General features: G+C 62.7%; 22 protein-coding genes. 6 read left to right on the plus strand and 16 right to left on the minus strand.

Going from position 1 to position 20,363, the window contains the following annotated elements; genetic code table 11:
• Positions 1-146: 146 nt before the first annotated feature.
• Entirely contained in the window at positions 147-302 is a 156-nt protein-coding gene (locus tag ACW73L_RS09485) for a hypothetical protein (protein WP_498921663.1), read from the minus strand.
• Positions 303-566: 264 nt separating this feature from the next.
• On the opposite strand from ACW73L_RS09485, the gene smbP reads away from it, so the two are divergent.
• Positions 567-953: a small metal-binding protein SmbP gene (gene smbP / locus ACW73L_RS09490; RefSeq protein ID WP_498921665.1), complete on the plus strand. Its 387-nt coding sequence runs from the start codon at positions 567-569 to the stop codon at positions 951-953.
• A 495-nt stretch (positions 954-1,448) separates the two neighbouring features.
• Here the strand turns inward: smbP and rluB are convergent, their stop codons facing one another.
• From rluB to metH, 14 genes are all read right to left on the minus strand, one after another.
• Positions 1,449-2,339, minus strand: a complete 891-nt coding sequence (rluB, locus tag ACW73L_RS09495) for a 23S rRNA pseudouridine(2605) synthase RluB (protein ID WP_498921667.1) — start codon at positions 2,337-2,339, stop codon at positions 1,449-1,451.
• Positions 2,332-2,949: an SMC-Scp complex subunit ScpB gene (gene scpB, locus ACW73L_RS09500; RefSeq protein WP_498921668.1), complete on the minus strand. Its 618-nt coding sequence runs from the start codon at positions 2,947-2,949 to the stop codon at positions 2,332-2,334. Before scpB ends, rluB begins: the two co-directional genes overlap by 8 nt.
• Positions 2,946-3,803, minus strand: coding sequence for a segregation and condensation protein A (locus ACW73L_RS09505; RefSeq protein WP_498921670.1), 858 nt, complete (start codon positions 3,801-3,803; stop codon positions 2,946-2,948). The genes scpB and ACW73L_RS09505 overlap by 4 nt, the downstream gene beginning before the upstream one ends.
• Positions 3,787-4,434: a site-2 protease family protein gene (locus tag ACW73L_RS09510; RefSeq protein ID WP_139556983.1), complete on the minus strand. Its 648-nt coding sequence runs from the start codon at positions 4,432-4,434 to the stop codon at positions 3,787-3,789. Before ACW73L_RS09510 ends, ACW73L_RS09505 begins: the two co-directional genes overlap by 17 nt.
• Positions 4,435-4,453: 19 nt before the next feature.
• The gene (locus ACW73L_RS09515) at positions 4,454-5,074 is read right to left on the minus strand and encodes an L-threonylcarbamoyladenylate synthase (protein ID WP_498921673.1); all 621 of its coding nucleotides are present in this window, start codon (positions 5,072-5,074) and stop codon (positions 4,454-4,456) included.
• A gap of 31 nt (positions 5,075-5,105) precedes the next feature.
• Complete coding sequence (gene tsaB, locus ACW73L_RS09520; RefSeq protein WP_498921674.1) at positions 5,106-5,798, minus strand: tRNA (adenosine(37)-N6)-threonylcarbamoyltransferase complex dimerization subunit type 1 TsaB; 693 nt, start codon at positions 5,796-5,798, stop codon at positions 5,106-5,108.
• Positions 5,795-7,738, minus strand: coding sequence for a DNA repair helicase YoaA (yoaA, locus tag ACW73L_RS09525; protein WP_498921675.1), 1,944 nt, complete (start codon positions 7,736-7,738; stop codon positions 5,795-5,797). The genes tsaB and yoaA overlap by 4 nt, the downstream gene beginning before the upstream one ends.
• A 1-nt stretch (position 7,739) precedes the next feature.
• On the minus strand, positions 7,740-8,291 hold the full coding sequence (locus tag ACW73L_RS09530) for a tetratricopeptide repeat protein (protein ID WP_498921677.1): 552 nt from the start codon (positions 8,289-8,291) through the stop codon (positions 7,740-7,742).
• A gap of 35 nt (positions 8,292-8,326) precedes the next feature.
• A complete protein-coding gene (locus ACW73L_RS09535) occupies positions 8,327-8,791 on the minus strand; it encodes a protein YgfX (protein ID WP_498921678.1) in 465 nt (154 codons plus the stop codon).
• On the minus strand, positions 8,766-9,005 hold the full coding sequence (locus tag ACW73L_RS09540) for an FAD assembly factor SdhE (protein WP_498921679.1): 240 nt from the start codon (positions 9,003-9,005) through the stop codon (positions 8,766-8,768). The genes ACW73L_RS09535 and ACW73L_RS09540 overlap by 26 nt, the downstream gene beginning before the upstream one ends.
• A gap of 5 nt (positions 9,006-9,010) precedes the next feature.
• A complete protein-coding gene (locus ACW73L_RS09545; RefSeq protein WP_498921680.1) occupies positions 9,011-9,793 on the minus strand; it encodes a succinate dehydrogenase iron-sulfur subunit in 783 nt (260 codons plus the stop codon).
• A 72-nt stretch (positions 9,794-9,865) separates the two neighbouring features.
• Positions 9,866-11,245: a class II fumarate hydratase gene (locus ACW73L_RS09550; RefSeq protein ID WP_498921682.1), complete on the minus strand. Its 1,380-nt coding sequence runs from the start codon at positions 11,243-11,245 to the stop codon at positions 9,866-9,868.
• 46 nt (positions 11,246-11,291) lie between these two features.
• A complete protein-coding gene (locus ACW73L_RS09555) occupies positions 11,292-11,543 on the minus strand; it encodes a glutaredoxin family protein (protein WP_498921683.1) in 252 nt (83 codons plus the stop codon).
• Positions 11,544-11,623: 80 nt separating this feature from the next.
• Entirely contained in the window at positions 11,624-15,262 is a 3,639-nt protein-coding gene (gene metH, locus ACW73L_RS09560; RefSeq protein ID WP_498921685.1) for a methionine synthase, read from the minus strand.
• 317 nt (positions 15,263-15,579) lie between these two features.
• Here metH and ACW73L_RS09565 point away from each other — a divergent pair, with 317 nt between their 5' ends.
• From ACW73L_RS09565 to sdhA, 5 genes are all read left to right on the plus strand, one after another.
• The gene (locus tag ACW73L_RS09565; RefSeq protein ID WP_498921687.1) at positions 15,580-15,975 is read left to right on the plus strand and encodes a hypothetical protein; all 396 of its coding nucleotides are present in this window, start codon (positions 15,580-15,582) and stop codon (positions 15,973-15,975) included.
• Between the two features lie 102 nt (positions 15,976-16,077).
• Entirely contained in the window at positions 16,078-16,299 is a 222-nt protein-coding gene (locus ACW73L_RS09570) for a DUF2970 domain-containing protein (RefSeq protein WP_498921688.1), read from the plus strand.
• Between the two features lie 404 nt (positions 16,300-16,703).
• Positions 16,704-17,084, plus strand: a complete 381-nt coding sequence (sdhC, locus tag ACW73L_RS09575) for a succinate dehydrogenase, cytochrome b556 subunit (protein WP_498921689.1) — start codon at positions 16,704-16,706, stop codon at positions 17,082-17,084.
• A gap of 9 nt (positions 17,085-17,093) precedes the next feature.
• The gene (gene sdhD, locus ACW73L_RS09580; RefSeq protein WP_498921691.1) at positions 17,094-17,474 is read left to right on the plus strand and encodes a succinate dehydrogenase, hydrophobic membrane anchor protein; all 381 of its coding nucleotides are present in this window, start codon (positions 17,094-17,096) and stop codon (positions 17,472-17,474) included.
• Between the two features lie 4 nt (positions 17,475-17,478).
• Positions 17,479-19,269 (plus strand): succinate dehydrogenase flavoprotein subunit, encoded by a 1,791-nt coding sequence (gene sdhA / locus ACW73L_RS09585; RefSeq protein ID WP_498921693.1) that lies wholly within the window; start codon positions 17,479-17,481, stop codon positions 19,267-19,269.
• On the opposite strand, the gene ACW73L_RS09590 is transcribed toward sdhA, so the two are convergent.
• Positions 19,249-20,319, minus strand: coding sequence for a potassium channel family protein (locus ACW73L_RS09590; RefSeq protein ID WP_498921695.1), 1,071 nt, complete (start codon positions 20,317-20,319; stop codon positions 19,249-19,251). The genes sdhA and ACW73L_RS09590 overlap by 21 nt on opposite strands.
• Positions 20,320-20,363: the final 44 nt, after the last annotated feature.

A 20,363-nucleotide genomic window follows, 5' to 3' on the forward strand; every position in this document is an offset into this window, starting at 1 on the left:
AGGGGAGTCGGCTGCGGCACAGGATAGCTCCTTAACTTAAGCACCGTATCGAAGACCCTCGGCCAAGGCGATGCCCAGGCGACGGCAGGAGGGATCCGCCGCCGGAGCACCTTATTCTCCTGTGATCATTACGGTCTGGGCGTCCGCTAGTTCGGTTCGTCGATGACGATCGACCCAATCCAGGACTTCAGGCTGCCGTCCTTTGGCGGCAAATAGCAGGTGACCGTGTAATTGCCGTTCTCGCCCGCCGAGTCTACGTGATGGAAATACGGTGAGTAGTCGCTAACCGATCGCCGTGCCAAGAACTTAGAAGTAATCGTGCCAACCGATATTCTTCATTGTTTTTAATGGCTTGTAGATATTTCGCGAAAACGCAGCCGTGACGCACTGTTGGCTCCAGCCAACGCGTGATCAAGACGTCACATATAGGTGACTGTTCCTGTTTGCTTTTCGCCATATTGGCGGCAGCCAACACTGGCCTCGGGGAACCAAGCCAACGCGGCGCGATCACAGGGTAAGCGACATGCGAACCGTGCCCGCTGGATCTAAATGCATCCGCGCTGGCAATGCTCGAAGTCGCCGGGATCCGCTTACAAGCGGACAAAAGAGCCAAAGAAGCAAACATCACGAAGAGGACTTTGCCGATGAACGCTAAACTGACGACCTTGATCGGGGGCATCGCTTTGATACTGTCGACCCAGATAGCGCTGGCCGAGGAAAGCCATATGGCCGCGGCCCTGACGCATGCCGATGCTGCGGCCAAAGCTGCAGACGCCAAAGCCATCGCAGAGCATGCCGCAATGTCGAAAGAACACGCGACGGTTGCGGATCAACATCTGGATGCAGGACTCAAGAGCCTGGACAGTGCCATCGAACACGGCAAGCTCGGACATGCCGACCTGGCCAAGAAGTCGGCCGAGGAAGCCGTCGTACACCTAAAGGCCGCGCAATAAGACGCGACGCTCCCAACAGTTTTCAGACGGCGGGCCTTAAAGCCCGCCGTTCTCGCCATCAGCCGGCAAGACCCGTGAAGGTGTACGCCGCGCAAAGTTGCGGCCTCGACGTATTGCGCCAACGGGCCGCCAAGCCAGCAGATAGATGCCTTGATCCGGCCGAAAATACCCACACCGCAAGAGACTTAACAAGCGCAGCAAATAGCCCCGGTCAGTCCTGGCTTCAAGTGACGCGGTGCTGACTCGTCGAACTGATTGGTGCGCCGGGCGCCGATCCACTCGGTAGGCCGCCCAACATTCCAGACATGTTAGCGACAGACGATTGCGCATAATATATATTATGTCAAACAAAAAGCTTGGGGCCGGATCCCGCAAACGAGGAAGTCCGCTCTCATCGTTTCGTCACCGCGTGCCATTCGAGCGCACGCAATCCCGCGACTGATACCCGATCGAACCTGAATCCTTACCGTCCATGCTGGACAAGCCTCGGCTCACTCAGCGCCGCGACCGCCCCGTCGTTTGGCGCTGTCTGCCACGACGCGGAGTTTCCGAGAGCTCATCCCGAACGCGACGGGGCTTATCGGTGGGTTGCTCCGCAACCGAGAGCCCGACTGACAACATCAAGGCTTCGATCTGTTCCGGCTCGAGTTCCATGGATCCGCCGGCTCGCAGTCGCGGCGGCAACAGGACGTCACCGAAGCGCACCCGGATCAGGCGGCTGACCGTGACGCCTTGAGATTCCCACAAACGTCTGACCAGCCGGTTGCGGCCCTCACGCACCACCACATGAAACCACTGGTTGGCCGCATCGCCTCCCGCGGAACGGATCGACTCGAACTGCGCCGGCCCGTCTTCCAGCCCGACGCCGTCCTGCAATCGCTGCAGCATCGCCTCGCCGACGTGCCCGAACACGCGCACTGCGTACTCGCGCTCCATTTCCCGAGCGGGATGCATCAAGCGGTTCGCCAGTTCACCGTTGTTGGTCAGCAGCAGCAGTCCCTGGGTATTGATGTCGAGCCGCCCGACGGCAATCCAGCGACCATTCTCGAGTCGGGGCAACTGACTGAACACCACCGGCCGACCTTCCGGGTCGCGGCGGCTGACGATCTCGCCCATCGGTTTGTGATACAACAACACCCGGGTCGGTCCGGCACAGCGTTTGAGCAGATTGATCTGGTGGCCATTGACGACAACACGATCGCTGAGCGCACACCGGTCACCGAGTTTGGCGAGGCGCCCGTTCACAAACACCTTTCCCTCCTGGATGGTCTGTTCGATCTGGCGCCGCGAGCCCAATCCGGCCCGGGCAAGAATCTTCTGGATACGCCCTTCCGCTTCGCCCTCGCCTGCGGGGTTCTCATTCGGATCGACGGAGATATCAGTCATGGGGTGGCTCATCAGTTTGGGTCGTGAGGGCCTCTAGCGGTTCAGAATCGGCAGGCAAGACACTGTCGGGTGCCTCTTCCTCCACGTCCGCTACCGGTTCCGAAAAAACCGCAAGGGCCGGCAATTCGGACAGGGTACGCAAGCCGAAATAGTCGAGAAACTCCCGAGTCGTGGCATACAGGGCCGGTCGCCCGGGCACCTCCTTGTGGCCCACGACCTGGACCCATTCCCGCTCCTGCAGGGTGCGCACGATGTTGGAACTGACGGCGACGCCGCGGATGTCCTCGATTTCGCCGCGCGTGACCGGCTGGCGATAGGCGATGATGGCCAGCGTTTCCAGCAAGGCGCGCGAGTAACGCACGGGGCGTTCTTCGAACAAACGCGACAACCACGGCGAATAGCCGTCCCGCACCTGGAACCGAAAGCCACTGGCAATCTGCTGCAGTTGAACGGGTCGGGCCGCGTAATCCTGCATGATTTGGTCGATCGCCTCCCTGACAGAGGCGACGTCGGGGCGCTCCGCTTCTTCGAACAGATTCCGCAAAGCCTCGACGCTGAGCGGCTGCGGCGAGGCGAACAACGCCGCCTCAACGATATCCTTCCAGTTCACGCCGCCACCAGCCCGCTATCGCCGCGTGAACGGACCCAGATAGCGGCCAAGGGCTCGTCCTGAATGATCTCGATCAAATTCTCCTTGGCGAGTTCCAGTATCGCCAGCAAGGACACCACGGCGCCCTGCCGACCTTCGTGCGTCTCGAACAACTGCAGAAAGTCCAGGCCGCTGGTATCCAGCAGGCGAGCCAGGATCGAGGACATCCGTTCACGTACCGACAAGGCCTCGCGCCGGATCTGATGATGCACGGTTCGATCGGCCCGCTGCAGGACCGATTGAAAGGCGAGCAGCAACTCTTTGAGATCCACCTCGGGGTAAACCTTGCGAATTTGAATCGTGCTGTTGTCGACCTCGACCGGAAAGATATCGCGCTCCCAGCGCGGCAAGGTATCGATTTGCTCGGCTGCCTTCTTGAAGCGTTCGTACTCCTGGAGACGCCGTATCAGGTCCGCTCGCGGATCGGCTTCCTCTTCGTCCGCAGACTGCGGCTTGGGCAACAGCAGCCGCGACTTGATCTCGGCCAGAATGGCGGCCATCAGAAGATACTCGGCCGCCAGTTCCATCTTGAGTTCCTGCATCATGTCGATGTAGTCGATGTACTGGCGCGTGATTTCGACGATCGGGATATTCAGGATGTCGAGATTCTGGCGACGGATCAGGTAAAGCAGCAGATCGAGCGGGCCCTCGAAAGTCTCGAGCACGACCTCGAGGGCCTCCGGTGGGATGTAGAGATCCTCCGGGAGTTGCGTCAGCGGGCTCCCATTGACGATGGCGTAGGCGGGAGCTCCGCCCTCCCCCTCCGCGGCCGCACTGGCGGCCTCGGCCTCAGGGGCTTCAGAGTCCGGCAACATCGGCGAACAGACGGATCAGCAACGCTGCGGGGTAACCGAGAATACTGTCGAGCAGCTTCGTCGCCAGCAGGATCAGCAGAATCACGAAGCCGTAGGGTTCAATCCGCGCCAACCCGAAGGCCAGCTTGTCGGGCAGCAGCCCCACCGCGATGCGTCCACCGTCGAGCGGCGGAATCGGCAACAGGTTCAACACGGCCAGCACAACGTTGATCTTGATGCCGGCGATGCCCATCAGTCGCATCGGTTCCGAAAAGTAGTCTGGGAGGACAACGGCAAGTCGGATCGTCAGGGCCCAGAACACGGCCATCAGCAGATTCGCGGCAGGACCGGCCACGGCCACCAGCGCCATGTCCCGCTTGGGATGATTGAGACGACGGTAGTCAACCGGGACCGGCTTGGCCCAGCCGAAGATCATCCCGCTGGTCGCGACCAGCAGGCCCGGAATCAGTACCGTTCCGAACAGATCGATATGGTGGATCGGGTTCAAGGACAGGCGGCCCAGGCTCGCGGCCGTCGTATCGCCCAACAGCTTGGCAACGTAACCGTGCGCGACTTCGTGCAGCGTGATCGCGAACAGAACTGGAATGGCCCATACGCTGAGGGCCTGGATGAACGTGTCTAAATCGGGCATGGAGAGTTTGCGGGATGGATCAGGAGAGAAAGTCGACCGGGCCCGCACCCTGGCGCAGCACGCGGGGCTCATCTTCCGTGAAGTCGATGATGGTCGTCGGGGCATAGGCGACGATACCGCCGTCCAGCACTAGGTCGACCGCCTTTTCGAGGCGATCGCGGATCTCGACCGGATCCGACAGAGACTCTTCGGCATCCGGTGCGATCAAGGTCGAGTTGAATAGCGGTTCACCCAATTCGGACAGCAACGCCAAGGTGACGGGATTGTCCGGTAACCGGATTCCGATCGTCTTGGCCTTCGGATGTTGCAGCCGCCGGGGAACCTCCCGGGTTGCGCGAAGGATGAACGTATACGGTCCCGGGGACAACTGCCGTATCAGCCGATAGGCTTCGTTGCCGAACTTCGCGAACGCCGAGATGTGCGACAGATCGCGGCAGATCAGGGTGAAATGGTGCGCCTCCTCCAGCATCCTGATCCGCCGTATACGTTCCAGCCCGTCCTTGTTGTCCAGCCGGCACCCGAGCGCATAGGATGAGTCGGTCGGATAAACCACCAAACCGCCATCCATGACGATCTCGACCGCACGCCGGATCAGGCGTATTTGCGGGTTGTCCGGGTGGATCTGGAAGTATTGCGCCATCCGCCTAGTCTACTACAGGCGGCCCGCCGACTCATTCCCGGGCCTGCGTCCTGGGTTTCCGCGCCACCTGATCCCGGAGATAAACCGGTATGGCTTCGCCGGCCGACACACAGCGCCCGGCCGCGAAATCCCGGGCCCCCAGTCGCCCGATATAGGCTGCGCGAGGAAAACGGTCTTCAAGCACCTCGACGACCGTCTTCAACCGCTCGGACAATACCTCCCGATAGGTGACCCAGCCGCTCCCGACGCCCAATCGCACCGTTATGCCAGCGGCTTCGACCCGTTCCGGCGCGAGGACTGCTTCGTCCCCGATGAGGTCCGGGACACCCTCCTGCCCCCGCCGGAAAAGCGCACCATAAATTTCACCCATCCGCGCGTCCAGGCAGGCATAGACGCCCTCCCCGGCCGCTTCCTCGAAACTCTGGAAAGCCAGCGCCGCCAGCGTCGACACGGGCAACACCGGACAATCGAGCCCATAGGCGATCCCTTGCGTCACACCCGCTGCGATCCGGAGCCCCGTAAACGAGCCGGGGCCGCGACCGAATGCAACGGCGTCGATCTGCGTCCGCACTACCCCGGCTTCGGCCAGGACCTCTTCAATCATGGGCAGGATCAAGCGATTGTGCTCGCGGGGCGCGACAGCATACCGCTCAATGACGTCATCATCCTGCAAAAGCGCGGCGGAACAGGCCTCGGTCGCTGTTTCTATAGCCAAAATCTTCATGTGGACTCCTCGGCCTCCACTTCCTCCGCCGCGAAAAATGCCTCGATGTCACTGATGCAGCGCGTGCGCTTCATCGGTGGCAGGCTGCCGATGAAGCGCGCTCCATAGCTTCTCGTCAGAACCCGGGGATCGCACAGCACGAACACTCCGCGGTCATGAACATCACGAATCAGCCGCCCGAATCCCTGTCGCAACGCCATCACAGCCGCGGGCAGCTGCAACGAACGGAACGGATCGCCACCCGCCGCCTTGACGGCTTCGATACGCGCAGCGAGGACCGGGTCGCCGGGCGAGGCAAACGGCAATTTATCGATGATCACACACGACAGTATTGAACCCCGCACATCCACGCCCTCCCAGAAGCTTGCCGTGCCCAACAGAACGCCGTTGCCCGCGCGCTGAAACTGATCCAGCAACAGGGCCTTCGGCTGGCTACCCTGGACGAATAGCGGGAATGGCAGACCCGCCAGGCGGAGCAACTCGGCGCCGCGATTCATGGCATGGTGGCTCGTGAACAGCAGGAATGCACGCCCGCGGCTGGCCGAGAGTACCGGCAGAACGGTCTCGATCATTCGGCTCGTAAAATCGGGGTGAGAGGGTTCCGGGAGACCCGGCGGCAGATAGATCAGACATTGCTGACGGTAATCGAAGGGGCTGTCGCAATGGAAGGCGACAAAATCATCGACTCCCAACTCCCGGGCTGTCTCGTCGAAACTCCCGCCGCTGGCAAGTGTTGCCGACGTAAAGATCCAACTGGCGCCACTGGCTTCGTGGAAACGGGCGAACTCTTCCGCGGTGTCGATGGGTGTCCGGTACAGTTGGAACCCGCGTCGGCGTACGTCGACCCATAGCACGTCCTTGTCATCCGTCTCAATCTCCCCGACGAACCCCCCGAGGCGCCCAACCAGGGTCTCGACACGATGGTGGCAGGACTCCAGTCCCGGGCTCCGTTCGATAACCCGCGAAAGCCCATCACGCAGCGTACTCAAGCTCTCGGCCAGAGCTCCGAAGGCCTCCGCAACCTCGGGCAGCATGGTCGCGTGCGTCCAGGCCGCGCGTTCCGCGGCGCCGCCCAGGGCAAGCGTGGCATCCTGCAGCGTCTCTTCGACCCGGGATGCTCCAGCCACCAATTCCCGGAACTCGCCCGGAAATTTCCCCAGTTCGAGCCGGAGATCTTGGGCGCACGCGTCGATTTGTCTCGAGCCCAGACTGACCCCAAGAAACTGCGACGCGGCCTCGGAGAACTGATGGGCTTCGTCAACGATGACCACCTCCGCCTCGGGCAGCAGTTCACCAAGCCCGTCCGCCTTGAGCACCCAGTCCGCCCAAAGCAAATGATGATTGATGATCAGAATCTGTGCCTCTTGAGCGCGCCGCCGCGCCGCCGCGACACAACAGCTGCCATAGCTGGGACACTCCTGCCCCAGACAGTTGTCGGCCGTCGAGGTAACCGCATGCCACAGCGGGGACTCGTCGGGTATGTCAGCGACCTCGGCCTTGTCCCCGACTGTCGTAAAGCGCGCCCAGCGGCGCAGACTCTCGATCTGGGCGGCATCCTGCAAGCGCTGCCCGAGGTGGAAGCCGAGCACGTGCTCTAGCCGGTACCGGCACAGATAATTGCCGCGGCCCTTGAGCAGGTCGGCGCTGAACGGGACCCCCAACGCGCGACGGAGCACTGGCAAGTCCCTGCCGAACAGCTGGTCCTGCAGTGTGCGCGTCCCCGTCGATACGATGATTCGCCGGCCCGACAGGATCGCCGGTACCAGGTAGGCATAGGTCTTGCCGATTCCGGTACCGGCCTCGGCAAGCAGTGTCTGCCGGTCGGCTATCGCCGCAGCGACCGCCCGGGCCATATCAAGCTGGCCTTCCCGCGGCAGATAATGGGGCAACTCGCGCGCTAGAGGGCCGTCCGCAGCGAAAACCGCTTCCAGCGAAATCACCCTACTCTGCCGCTGCCGGCGCCGGTGCCCCAGGCGTCTGACGCTGGCGAGCTTCTTCCATCAGTTGCTGATTCGCCGCGATCAGGCCCTCGTTGTCCTCGGCCAGAGCAGACGATTTCCGCGCCAACTCCTCTGCGAGAGCAGGTTCGCCCTGTTCCAGCCGTACCCGTGCCAGCTCATGCCACAGGCGGGGATTGCGCGGTTGAATCCGCAGCGCCCTTTCCAGCGAGGCCGCTGCATTGTCCAGATCCCCGGTTGAGCGGCTCGCCGCCGATTCCTCCAGCAACGCGACGATCACTGCGGGTTCGACGGGCCCCTTCTCCGCGGCAGGAGAGGAAACCGCGTTGGAGGGCTGGGTCTCGGATGTCGACGTCGGTGCAGCGCGCTTAGAGGACAGGGGCACCGCTTCTGGCAGCGAAGCCGGGGGCCGGCCCGCGCTAGGTGCAGGCCCGGCAACCCGTCGCGGCGCGCAGCCCGGCAACGCTGCGGCAATTCCAATCAGCATGGACAGCACTATGAAGCGGGCGATCAGCAAGGGCTGGCGGGCGATCATTGCGGAAGCTTGTTTTGGAATTGCCGAATGATGTGTCAAGAAGAGCTACTGCCTTGCGGCGAAGCCGCCTCCCGCTGCCCCGACGACGGATTTCCGGATGACCTGTCCACTCGCAGGCACACCCGCAGGTGTCGGAAACTATCGCGATCACCGGCACCGGCGACCAGCGCCCACGCATGCTCTGCGCGGTGTCCACGCGCCTGTACCACCACGATCCACGGCGTCACGACACTGCTGCCCCTGATCGCCAGCGTCTCCGGTGGGCAACCGTTGCGCTCAAGCCACCAGCCCCGCTCTTCCCCGAAACACAGGAACCCGCCCAGCCGCGATAGCCGGCGCATCTGACACCAGTGACTGGCAGCAATCAGGCAGAGCCCAACTAGACGCGCCAGCAGCGGCAGTGCACAGACCCAGACCGCGAGCGCTGCCAGCAGATGCAGGAGCGCCACGTAGCGCACGAGTGCCGGACCCGGCTCAAGCGGAAACCGAAGCGAGCGCAAGAATCCGGGCCGGCAGATCGCCTAAGGACTCATCCCTGTTCGCCCCACCGAAAAACAGGGACTGCAGTTCGCTGTCGCGGCGCTCCAGCAAGGCGACGAATCGCGCTTGCTCGTCGGAAGGCGCAGCGGCATAGGCCTGTTCCAGGTAACGCGACAGCAAGAGATCGAGTTCGCGGGTCCCGCGGCGGCAGCGCCACACCAACTCAGGCGGCACACCCGTCACGTCTGCCGGGCTACCAACAGCTTCTTGATCTCCCCGATGGCCTTGGCCGGATTTAGCCCCTTGGGACACGCATCCACACAGTTCATGATCGTGTGGCAGCGATACAGCTTGAATGGATCCTCCAACGCATCCAACCGCTCCCCAGTCGCCTCGTCGCGACTGTCCGCGATCCAGCGATAGGCCTGCAGCAAGGTGGCGGGACCCAGATAACGGTCGCCATTCCACCAGTAGCTGGGGCAAGAGGTCGAGCAACAGGCGCACAGAATGCATTCGATCAGCCCGTCCAGCTTGGCGCGTTCCTCGTGGCTCTGCAGTCGCTCGTGGTCGGCCGGCGCCGGTGACTGGGACTGCATCCAGGGCTTGATGGACGCGTACTGGGCATAGAAATGCGTCATGTCCGGCACGAGGTCCTTCACGACCGGCAGATGCGGCAGTGGCGTGATCCTGACGACATCGTCCACGGCATCCAGCGCTTTGGTGCACGCCAGTCCGTTCCGACCGTTGATCGTCATCGCACACGAGCCGCACACCCCCTCACGGCAAGAGCGCCGGAACGTCAGTGTGCTGTCGATCTCGTTCTTGATCGCGATCAGTGCGTCCAGCACCATCGGCCCACAGCGCTCGGAGTCCACATGAAAGACATCCATCCGCGGATTCTCATCGCGATCAGGATCCCATCGATAGACCTCGATCCGCCGAAGGCTTCCGCTGCCTGTCGGTTTGGGGTGAATCCGGCCAGGCTGGACCTGCGAGCCCGGCGGCAATCGAAACTCAGCCATACGGCACCTTAACGTTATTGATACGAAATCGAAGGTCGTTGTTGACAGGAATCCGCTGCCCCACCTTTAGTGTCAGTCCGAGATTCCACCTCGGGTCAGCTGGGCAGGATCAAGCACGGCCAACAACTGCTCGCGCGATAACCCCGTCATTTCCTCGGCTACATCGACGATGGCTCGGCCGCTCCGATAGGCGGCCTTGGCCACGTCGGCCGCCTTGAGGTAGCCGATCATCGGATTGAGCGCGGTCACGAGAATCGGATTCAGCGACAAAGCCCGCGTCAGATTGTCTTCCCGGACTCGGAAGTCGGCGATCGCCTTGTCCGCCAGCAACCGAGCCACATTGGCCAGCAACTCGATGCTGGCCAGCAGGTTATGGGCAATCACGGGCAGCATCACATTGAGCTGAAACGAACCGGCCTGGCCGGCGACGGTAATCGTCGCGTCATTGCCGATTACCTGCGCAGCGACCATGCAGGCCGCTTCCGGAATCACCGGATTGACCTTCCCTGGCATGATGGAACTGCCCGGCTGCAGCGCTGGCAGTTCGATCTCGCCGAGACCGGCCAAGGGTCCGGAGTTCATCCAGCGAAGATCGTTCGCAATCTTCATGATGCCGACCGCAATCGTCTTCAGTTGGCCCGATACCTCGACAGCGGCATCCTGACTGCTCAAGCCCTCGAAGAACGATGGGTTCGGCACGAACGGCAGGCCCGTCGCATCCGCCAGCGCCTCGGCGACCCGCCCAGCGAACTCAGGATGCGCGTTGATGCCGGTGCCGACCGCGGTACCGCCCTGGGCAATCCGATACAAGCGCGGCAGGCTGGCGCGCAGGCGTTCGACGCCGCTGTCGATTTGCGCGGCCCAGCCGTGGAGTTCCTGCTCCAGCCGGATCGGCATCGCATCCATCAGATGGGTGCGGCCCGTCTTTACCACATGGCTTTCGGCCTGACCTTTGGCGCGGACTGTTGCCGACAGATGTTCCAGCGCGGGGATCAGGGCTTCGTTGATCGCCAGTGCCGCGCTGACGTGGATCGCCGTCGGGATGACATCGTTGCTGCTCTGACTCATGTTGACATGGTCGTTCGCACTGACGGCCACACCGGCGTTGCGGGATGCAATCGCCGCAAGCACCTCATTGACGTTCATGTTCGTGCTGGTTCCCGACCCCGTCTGGTAGACATCGACCGGGAACTGATCGGCATACTCGCCATCGAGCACGGCCTGCGCCGCCGCTTCGATCGCAGCGCCGATCGTTCCGTCCAGCAGGCCGAGATGCACGTTGACGGCTGCCGCCGTCTGTTTGATCAGTGCAACCGCACGAATGAAACGAGCCGGCAGGCGCAGGCCGCTGATCGGGAAATTTTGCACAGCTCGCTGCGTCTGGGCACCGTACAAGGCATCGGCGGGTACCTGCATCTCGCCCATGCTGTCGCGTTCGATTCGGGTATTCACGGTTATCCTCTGTGATCAATCCGGTGGTGAGTCCGGGTGCAAGGCCTCAGTTTGCCCCGTTGGCCATCAACTCCTGCAACGCCGCAGCATCGAACGGCCAGCCGACTTCGCACCCGCTCCCCTCATTGCGTACGACCGGGATGCGGGTGCCGTATCGCGCCAAGAGGGCCGCATCGTCGGCAATGTCGACCGTCTGCCAGACGGGGACCGCGGCCTGCCGCAGGACCGCAACGGCCTCGTCGCATAAATGGCAACCCACCGTTCCCAACAGCGTCAGCATTGGCGTGCCGGCAGTCACTGCCGCCCTCCGTGGTCGACGTCCCCTGCCCGCCCCTTGGATCGCGCTTCTGCCCCGTTGTTCATGATGCGCCGACCGGCCTACCGGCTCGACGGCTCGTAGGCCAGGTTCGGAGCCAGCCAGCGCTCCATCATGGCCAACGGCATGCCCTTGCGCTGCGCATAGTCCCGGACTTGATCTTCGCCAAGCTTCCCGACATTGAAATAGCGGGATGACGGGTGTGCCAGATACCAGCCGCTGACGGATGAGGCGGGCATCATCGCGAAAGATTCCGTCAGTGCAATGCCGGTGACACGCTCGGCGTCGAGCAACTCGAACAGGGTTGCCTTTTCGGTGTGGTCCGGACAGGCCGGATAACCTGGAGCCGGACGGATACCCCGGTACACTTCCTCGATCAGTTCTTCGTTGCTGAAATGCTCATCGGCCACATACCCCCAAAGCTCCTTGCGCACGCGCTCGTGCAGACACTCGGCAAAAGCCTCGGCGAGACGGTCGGCCAACGCCTTCAACATGATGCTGCTGTAATCGTCATGCTCCGCCGCGAAGCGTTCGAGATGCTGTTCGATCCCGTGCCCTGTAGTCACGGCAAATGCGCCGAGATAATCCGCGACCCCCGAACTGATGGGCGCCACATAGTCGCCGAGGCAGTAATTCGGCTGGCCCGGCGGCTTGACCGCCTGCTGCCGCAGCCCATGGATGACGGCCAGCCGTTCGGTGCGCGACTCGTCCGTGAAGAGCACGATATCGTCGCCTTCGGCATTCGCGCAGAAGAAGCCGACGGCCGCGCTGGCCTCGAGCCAGTCGTTCGCAACCAGGATGTCGAGCATCGCCTGGGCATCCTTCCAGAGGGCGCGCGCCTGCTCGCCGACCACCTCGTCATCGAGTATCTTCGGGTAGCTGCCGGCCAGCTCCCAGGTGTGGAAGAACGGCGACCAATCAATGTACGGCACCAGAGTTGCCAGCGGAAAGCGCTTGAACTGCTGCACGCCCAGGAAACTTGGCCGGGCCGGCGCGTAGTGAGCCCAATCCGTGCGAAAGGCATTCGCCCTCGCCTCGGCCAACGCCAGCTGTGGCTTCTGTGACTGCCGCCCGCCGTGCCGCTCCCGGACGTCTTCGTATTCCTTGCGGATCCCGGCCATGTAGTCGTCGCGCTGATCCTCGCTCAACAGGCTGGATGCAACACCCACCGCGCGGGACGCGTCGGTCACGTAAACCGTGGCACCACGCGTATAGTGCGGTGCGATCTTGACGGCCGTGTGCACTCGGGAAGTCGTTGCGCCGCCGATGAGCAGGGGGATGTCGAAGGCCTGGCGCTCCATCTCCTTGGCGACATGTACCATTTCGTCCAGCGAAGGCGTGATCAGTCCACTCAGGCCGATCACGTCGACCTGATGCTCGCGGGCCTCCTGCAGGATGCGTTCACAGGCGACCATGACGCCGAGATCGACCACGTCGTAGCCGTTGCATTGCAGCACGACGCCGACGATGTTCTTGCCGATGTCGTGCACGTCGCCCTTGACCGTCGCCATCAGGATCTTACCGTTGGAACGGTGGTCGCCCAATGCCTCCTTTTCTGCCTCCATGAAGGGCATCAGATAGGCCACGGACTTCTTCATGACCCGCGCAGATTTGACCACCTGGGGCAGGAACATCTGCCCGGCGCCGAACAGGTCGCCGACGACGTTCATGCCATCCATCAGCGGACCCTCGATCACATGCAGCGGCCGTTCGGCCGCCTGACGGGCTGCTTCGGTGTCCTCCTCGATGAACTCGTCGATACCCTTGACGAGTGCGTGCTCCAGCCGCTTCGCGACGGGCCAGGACCGCCACTCGAGATCTTCCTTGCGTTCCGCGACGCTGCCGTCGCCGCGATACTGCTCCGCGATGGCCAGCAGCCGCTCGGTCGCATCGTCACGGCGGGCCAGCACGACATCCTCGACGCGCTCACGCAGTTCCTCGGGCAGTTCGGCGTAGATCGCAACTTGCCCGGCATTGACGATGCCCATGTCCAGGCCGGCACGGATCGCGTGATACAGGAAGACCGCGTGGATCGCCTCGCGGACCGGATTGTTGCCGCGGAAGGAAAACGACACATTCGACACGCCGCCCGAGATCAGCGCATGCGGGAGCGTGGCCTTGATCGCGGCAACCGCCTCGATGTAGTCCAGCCCATAGCGATTGTGCTCTTCGATGCCGGTGGCCACCGCGAAGATGTTCGGGTCGAAGATGATGTCCTCTGCCGGGAACCCTATCCGCTCGGTCAGCAACCGATAGGCCCGGGCGCAAATTTCGACCTTCCGCGCCAGCGTATCGGCCTGTCCTTGCTCGTCGAAGGCCATCACGACGACGGCGGCCCCGTAGCGCCGCACCAATCGGGCGTGGTGCAGGAAAGGCGCCTCGCCTTCCTTCAGTGAAATCGAGTTGACGATCCCCTTGCCCTGTATGCACTTCAATCCAGCCTCGATCACGTCCCATTTGGACGAGTCGATCATGATCGGAACCCGCGAAATGTCGGGTTCGCTGGCGACGAGATTCAGGAAGCGCACCATCGCCGCCTGGGAATCGAGCATGCCCTCGTCCATGTTGACGTCGATGACCTGAGCACCACTCTCGACTTGCTGGCGAGCCGTGTCCAGGGCCGCGTCGAAACGACCTTCCACCACCAGGCGCCGAAAGACAGCCGAGCCGGTTACGTTGGTACGCTCACCGACATTGACGAAAAGGGTATCGGGTCCGATGTTCAGCGGCTCCAGCCCGGACAGGCGGCAGCGCGGTTCGATCTCCGCAACGCTCCGCGGCGGAAAATGCTGCAAGGCATCGTGAATGGCCTTGATGTGCCGCGGCGTGGTACCGCAGCATCCGCCGATGATGTTCAGGAAGCCCTGCTCGGCCCAGTCGGCGAGTTCCTTGGCCATGCTCTCTGGCGACTCGTCGTATTCGCCGAATTCGTTGGGCAGACCGGCATTCGGGTGCGCTGAAACATGCGTGTCCGAGATGCGCGCCAGTTCTTCGATGAACGGCCGGAGCTGCTTTGCGCCCAGCGCGCAGTTCAGACCGATCGACACCGGTTGCGCGTGGCGCAGTGAATTCCAGAACGCCTCTGCCGTCTGGCCGGACAGTGTGCGTCCGGAGGCATCGGTGATCGTGCCCGAAATCATCACCGGCAAGTCGACGCCGCGTTCGTCGAAATAACGCTTCACCGCGAAGACGGCGGCTTTGGCATTCAGGGTGTCGAACACTGTCTCGATCAGCAGGATGTCGGCACCGCCGGCCACGAGCGCATCGGCCGCCTCGAAATATGCGTCGACGAGTTCGTCGAAGGTGACGTTGCGGTGACCCGGATCGTTGACATCGGGGGAGATCGACGCGGTCCGGTTGGTCGGCCCGAGTACGCCGGCGACGAAGCGCGGACGGTCCGGGGTCATCGCCGTGACTTCGTCCGCCACCTGGCGCGCGAGGCGCGCGCTTTCGTAACCGATCTCGTAGGCCAGAGCCTCCATGCCATAGTCGGCCATGCTGATCCGGTTGGCGTTGAAGGTGTTGGTCTCGAGTATGTCGGCGCCCGCGTCCAGGTAGGCGCGGTGGATTGCACCGATGATCTGCGGCTGGGTCAAGGACAGCAGGTCATTGTTGCCCTTCAGATCGGAGGCCCAGCTAACGAATCGCTCCCCACGATAATCGGCCTCGGACAGCTTGTAAGTCTGAATCATCGTGCCCATGGCGCCATCCAGAAAAAGAATGCGCTCAGACAGGAGGCGATGGAGAAGTTCAGCACGCACGGTGGGGAGGCGAGACATCGGGAGGAAACAGGAGCATACGGAGGATCGTTCGCATTCTAAGGTGACACCCCGCCACGATAAAGCCCTTTTTCGCCGTAGCCTCTCGAAGCCGCAACGGGGTTTCCTTGCCAGCTTTCGCGTGAAGGTGTCACAATCCGGCCCTCTCGCCGCACGGCGGCCGCGGCCATTAGCCTGAGTTGGCGGAATGGTGGGCTGACAGACCGAAGGTGATCGACGCGGTACTTGGAGACGATGTCATGCCGAAACAAATGCGAATCCGACTGATGGGAATCCTGGCGCTCCTCGCGGTGGCCAGTAATGGCTGGGCCGAGGTCGCGCTGACCGACGGAGCCGAGTTGACCGGAAAATGGAAGCTGGAATCGGTCGCGCCCGGCATCAACAAGGCGCGAATCACCGAGAACCGGGTCTGGGAGTTCCGGGCCGATGGCACGATCGTGACATCCGGACATAACCGTATCCTCGGTGGCGAGGACCGCTACGAGTGGAAATACAAGATCGTTGACGGCAAGATCGTGGCCGACGACCCCGGCCGTCCCGGCCGGACCATCGATTATGTCGTCTACGAGAAGACGCCGGACTCAATGATCCTTAAGGGCGGCCTCGAAGGATTTTACTTCTTCAGAAAGCAGTAAATCGCCGATGGCGGCCACGCCACGGATCTCCCCGCGGCACCGCACCGTACTCGTACCGAGACCAACGCGCCTTCGCACTAACCCCAGCCGATTGCCCTTCACGTGAGCTACCAACCGCCTGGATCCGACAAGCCTTCCCTGTTCTCCATGATCGGCAGCGCATTGTCCGCCGCGTTCGGGGTTCAGAGCGAACAGAAGCGGCGCCGCGACTTCCAACACGGGTCTCCGACCATGTTTGTTCTCGTCGGAATCGCGATGACAGTGGCCTTGGTGCTGGCAATCTATCTCGTCGTCCGACTGGTACTGTCGGCCTCTGCCGGCTGAGGTACTTGCGTCCTGCGGTACCCGCGGGCCGAAAAGCACCGGCCGCGGAGCGCCGCTGACCCGCGCCGCCACCGCATGTCGATTGTTTCCGCGCAGGAAGCAGACGCGGCACTCGATGCAGCGCAATGCGCCTTCCTGCTACCAATTGCGCTTGTTTGGGGTCCTGACACGCGGTATAAATCGCGACATCGCCAAAGCGGTTGCAGGTGCGGGCAGTTGAGGACAGGCTCGATGGCCACCCGCGGAAGGAACGCCCAGCCGACACCGGGGTTAGCGCGCCATTCGCGGCGAGGAAGGGAATTCCGTACCCCCGTTCCGGCGACGGTGCCGGATGGATCGATCCTGCCCTGTCCCGCACGACAGCGATCATTGAGCGCCACTTAACGAGACTCCTATTGCCCCAGATGAGACAACGTCCGCTATCGCCACATCTCCAGGCCTACCGCCTGCCCGGCACCGCGCTGCTGTCGATCTCCCACCGTGTCTCGGGTGTCGTCCTGACTGTCGGCACCGTGCTCGGGAGCTTGCTGCTGCTGGCTCTCGCCTTCGACCAGAGCGGGTTCGAGCGACTCCGCGACGCCATCGCAACCCCGGTCGGGCGGGTGGCGCTGTGGTTGTGGCTATACGCCTTCCTGTTTCATCTATGCCATGGCGTCAGACACCTGCTGTGGGATATCGGTTGGGGCTTCGAGCGCGAGCGGATGCAGCGATACGTAATCCTTGAGTTAGTCGGTTCGGTACTTCTGCTCTTTGGTGTGTTCGTGACTTCGCAGATCCTGACTTAGGCAGCCGCTATGGAATTCCAGTCCCCGCTCGCCCGCGCCCGTGGCCTGGGCTCCGCCCACCACGGCGCAACACACTGGTGGCGCGAACGCATCAGCGCATTGTTGTTGCTGCCCACGGGACTTTGGTTTGCCGTCTCCCTCGCACGTCTTCCGGACGTTACGACTGAAGCCGCCAGCGAATGGGTCGCCTCCCCTGTCAATGCCTTGCTGCTGATCGTTTACGTGGTGACCGCCTGCTACCACGCCGCTCTGGGCATTCGGGTCATCATGGAAGACTACATCACGCGCCGCCCGCTGCGTATGACCGCGATCCTGTTCGCCAACGGCACCCTGCTGACCGCGGCGCTACTTTCGGTGTACGCCGTCCTGCACATCGCCCTCGGAACCTGAATACATGGCCGCCTCACCCTACACGCTTATTCCGCACCACTATGACGTGATAGTCGTCGGCGCTGGCGGCGCCGGGCTGCGGGCTACTCTGGGCCTGGCCGAGCGGGGTCTCAAGACCGCATGCCTGTCGAAGGTCTTCCCCACCCGCAGCCACACGGTCGCGGCACAGGGCGGCATCAGCGCCGCACTCGGCAACATGGGTGAGGACGACTGGCGCTGGCACATGTACGACACCGTCAAGGGCTCCGACTGGCTCGGAGACCAGGACGCGATCGAATACATGTGCCGAGAAGCGATTCCCGCCATCATCGAACTGGAGCATTACGGCGTTCCTTTCTCCCGTACGCAGGATGGGCGCATTTACCAGCGGCCCTTTGGGGGCATGACCACCCATTTCGGGGAAGGCAAGGCACAGCGCACCTGTGCGGCGGCAGACCAGACCGGCCATGCCATCCTGCACACGCTCTATCAGCAGTCGCTCAAGCACGCGGCCGAATTCTTCGTCGAGTACATCGTGGTCGACCTGATCATGGAGGACGGCGCCTGCCGCGGCGTCATCGCGTGGCGGCTCGAAGACGGTTCCATGCACCTGTTCTCAGCGCCGATGACGATCCTGGCCACCGGCGGATACGGACGCTGCTATTTTTCCTGCACCTCCGCTCATACGTGCACGGGTGACGGCAACGGGATGGTTGTCCGGGCCGGCTTGCCGCTGCAGGACATGGAGTTCGTACAGTTTCATCCGACCGGTATTTATGGCGCTGGGTGTTTGATCACCGAGGGCGCTCGCGGGGAAGGCGGCTATCTCACCAACAGCGAGGGCGAGGCCTTCATGCCTCGCTATGCGCCGCACGCCAAGGATCTCGCCTCACGCGACGTCGTCAGTCGGGCCATCACGGTCGAAATCCAGGAAGGGCGTGGCGTCGGTCCCGAGCGTGATCATGTGCTGCTCCACCTCGAGCATCTCGATCCCTCCATCATCGAGGAACGCCTGCCGGGGATTTCCGAGACGGCCCGCATCTTTTCCGGCGTCGATGTCACCAGGGAGCCGATCCCGGTGCAACCGACCGTACACTACAACATGGGCGGCATCCCGACCAATCTGCATGGCGAGGTGGTGACGCTGCGGGACGGAAATCCCGAGACGCCGGTGCCTGGCTTGATGGCCGTGGGCGAGGCGGCCTGTGTCTCGGTGCACGGGGCCAATCGGCTAGGGTCCAACTCGCTGCTGGACCTCGTGGTCTTCGGCCGCGCCGCGGCCATTCGCTGCGCCGAGCTCATTACGCCGGGCACACGCAGCGCTGCTCCGCGTCGCGCGAGCTACGAGCCCATCCTGGCGCGCTTCGACCGCTTGCGTCATGCCGACGGATCGACACCTACCGCGGCCATCCGCCTCGCGATGCAGAAAACGATGCAGAGCCACGCCAGCGTCTTCCGGCGTGCCGACACGCTGGCTGCGGGGATCGAAAAACTGCGGTCCGTGATCGATTCGATGAGCGATGTCCGTGTCAGCGATCGCTCGCTGATCTGGAACACCGATCTGGTCGAAACCCTCGAGTTGGAAAACCTGCTGCCGCAGGCCCTAGCCACCTTGGCCGCGGCGGAAGCTCGCGAGGAGAGCCGCGGAGCCCATGCTCGTGACGATTTTCCGGAACGGGACGACGTCAACTGGTTGAAGCATTCGCTGGTCTGGATCGCCGATCAAACCCGCGTCACGATCGATCACCGCCCGGTACATCTCCGAACGCTGACCGACGAGGTCGAAGTGGTCCCGCTAAAGAAGCGGGTCTACTGAGGGCCTCAGCTCAAATCCATCCGGCTCATCGGCCCGGGCGGAGACCATCGTTTCGAGCAGGTCCAACTGCTCGACCGTTCCCAAGGCCAACAACTGATCGCCGCTGCGCAGCACCAGTTCCGGGTCGGGATTGGGCAGCACGCGGCTGTCTCGCATCACGACGAGGATACTCGCCCCTGTCGATTCGTGCAGCCGGAGTTCCGCCAATGTCCGGCCGGTGATCGCGGCGCCGTCTTCGATGTTGATTCCCTCCAAGTTGAGGCTTTCCTCGCCATGCTTGATCACGGCGTCGAAGAAGTCGACAACGGTCGGACTCAGAATCAGGTGGGCCAGCCGCCGGCCGCCGATCGCATAGGGACTGATCGCCCGGTTCGCGCCGGCACGGACCAACTTCGGAATGCTGGCGTCGTCGACCGCGCGCGACACGATGAACAGGTCCGACCGCATCACGCGCGCGGACAGCACGATGTACAGGTTGCTCGCATCATCCCCGGTGGTCACGATCAATCCGGAAGCACTCATCAGTCCCGCCGACTGCAAGACTTCGTCATTGGTGGCATCGCCGGCCACCAACAGATAACCACGCTGCAGCGTGTAGGCAAGCGATTCCGGATGGGGGTCGATGATCACGAACGGCACACCCGACTCGAACAGCTCCAGGGCCGCCTGCCGCCCGACTCGGCCGAGTCCGGCGATGATCACGTGGTTCTCCAGCTTTTCAATCGTACGTTGCATCTTTCGATTTCCGGACGGGTCCATCAAACGACTCATGACCAGATGGTCCATCAGGACCGTCAGACCGTAGAAGAGGCTTCCGATACCGGTCAGCGCGATCATCATCGTGAAGAACCGGCCCCAGTCGTTCAGTTTGATGACTTCAGCGTAACCGATGGTCGTGATCGTGATCACGGTCATGAACAGGGCATCCAGCCAGGTTGCCCCCTGGTCCCGACCCAACCATTCGTAGCCCACCGTCCCAATCACCGTGATCAGGAACACCAGCGTGAAGGGAATCACGATGCGGCGCGGGAGCGACTTCTCCAAAGCCATTTTCCGAGTGCCTCAGCCGTGCTCCATGGCCGTCGGACTGGGCC

This window comes from Methylolobus aquaticus, assembly GCF_054172105.1.

What these genes read in the sequence shown, in the direction of transcription:
- sdhC (WP_498921689.1), top strand. Translation starts at nt 16,704, where the DNA reads ATGAGACAACGTCCGCTATCGCCACATCTCCAGGCCTACCGCCTGCCC.
- ACW73L_RS09545 (WP_498921680.1), bottom strand. Translation starts at nt 9,793, where the DNA reads ATGGCTGAGTTTCGATTGCCGCCGGGCTCGCAGGTCCAGCCTGGCCGG.
- sdhD (WP_498921691.1), top strand. Translation starts at nt 17,094, where the DNA reads ATGGAATTCCAGTCCCCGCTCGCCCGCGCCCGTGGCCTGGGCTCCGCC.
- smbP (WP_498921665.1), top strand. Translation starts at nt 567, where the DNA reads ATGCTCGAAGTCGCCGGGATCCGCTTACAAGCGGACAAAAGAGCCAAA.
- ACW73L_RS09565 (WP_498921687.1), top strand. Translation starts at nt 15,580, where the DNA reads ATGCCGAAACAAATGCGAATCCGACTGATGGGAATCCTGGCGCTCCTC.
- ACW73L_RS09505 (WP_498921670.1), bottom strand. Translation starts at nt 3,803, where the DNA reads ATGTTGCCGGACTCTGAAGCCCCTGAGGCCGAGGCCGCCAGTGCGGCC.
- ACW73L_RS09530 (WP_498921677.1), bottom strand. Translation starts at nt 8,291, where the DNA reads ATGATCGCCCGCCAGCCCTTGCTGATCGCCCGCTTCATAGTGCTGTCC.
- tsaB (WP_498921674.1), bottom strand. Translation starts at nt 5,798, where the DNA reads ATGAAGATTTTGGCTATAGAAACAGCGACCGAGGCCTGTTCCGCCGCG.
- ACW73L_RS09510 (WP_139556983.1), bottom strand. Translation starts at nt 4,434, where the DNA reads ATGCCCGATTTAGACACGTTCATCCAGGCCCTCAGCGTATGGGCCATT.
- metH (WP_498921685.1), bottom strand. Translation starts at nt 15,262, where the DNA reads ATGGGCACGATGATTCAGACTTACAAGCTGTCCGAGGCCGATTATCGT.
- ACW73L_RS09590 (WP_498921695.1), bottom strand. Translation starts at nt 20,319, where the DNA reads ATGGCTTTGGAGAAGTCGCTCCCGCGCCGCATCGTGATTCCCTTCACG.
- sdhA (WP_498921693.1), top strand. Translation starts at nt 17,479, where the DNA reads ATGGCCGCCTCACCCTACACGCTTATTCCGCACCACTATGACGTGATA.
- rluB (WP_498921667.1), bottom strand. Translation starts at nt 2,339, where the DNA reads ATGACTGATATCTCCGTCGATCCGAATGAGAACCCCGCAGGCGAGGGC.
- ACW73L_RS09515 (WP_498921673.1), bottom strand. Translation starts at nt 5,074, where the DNA reads ATGGCGCAATACTTCCAGATCCACCCGGACAACCCGCAAATACGCCTG.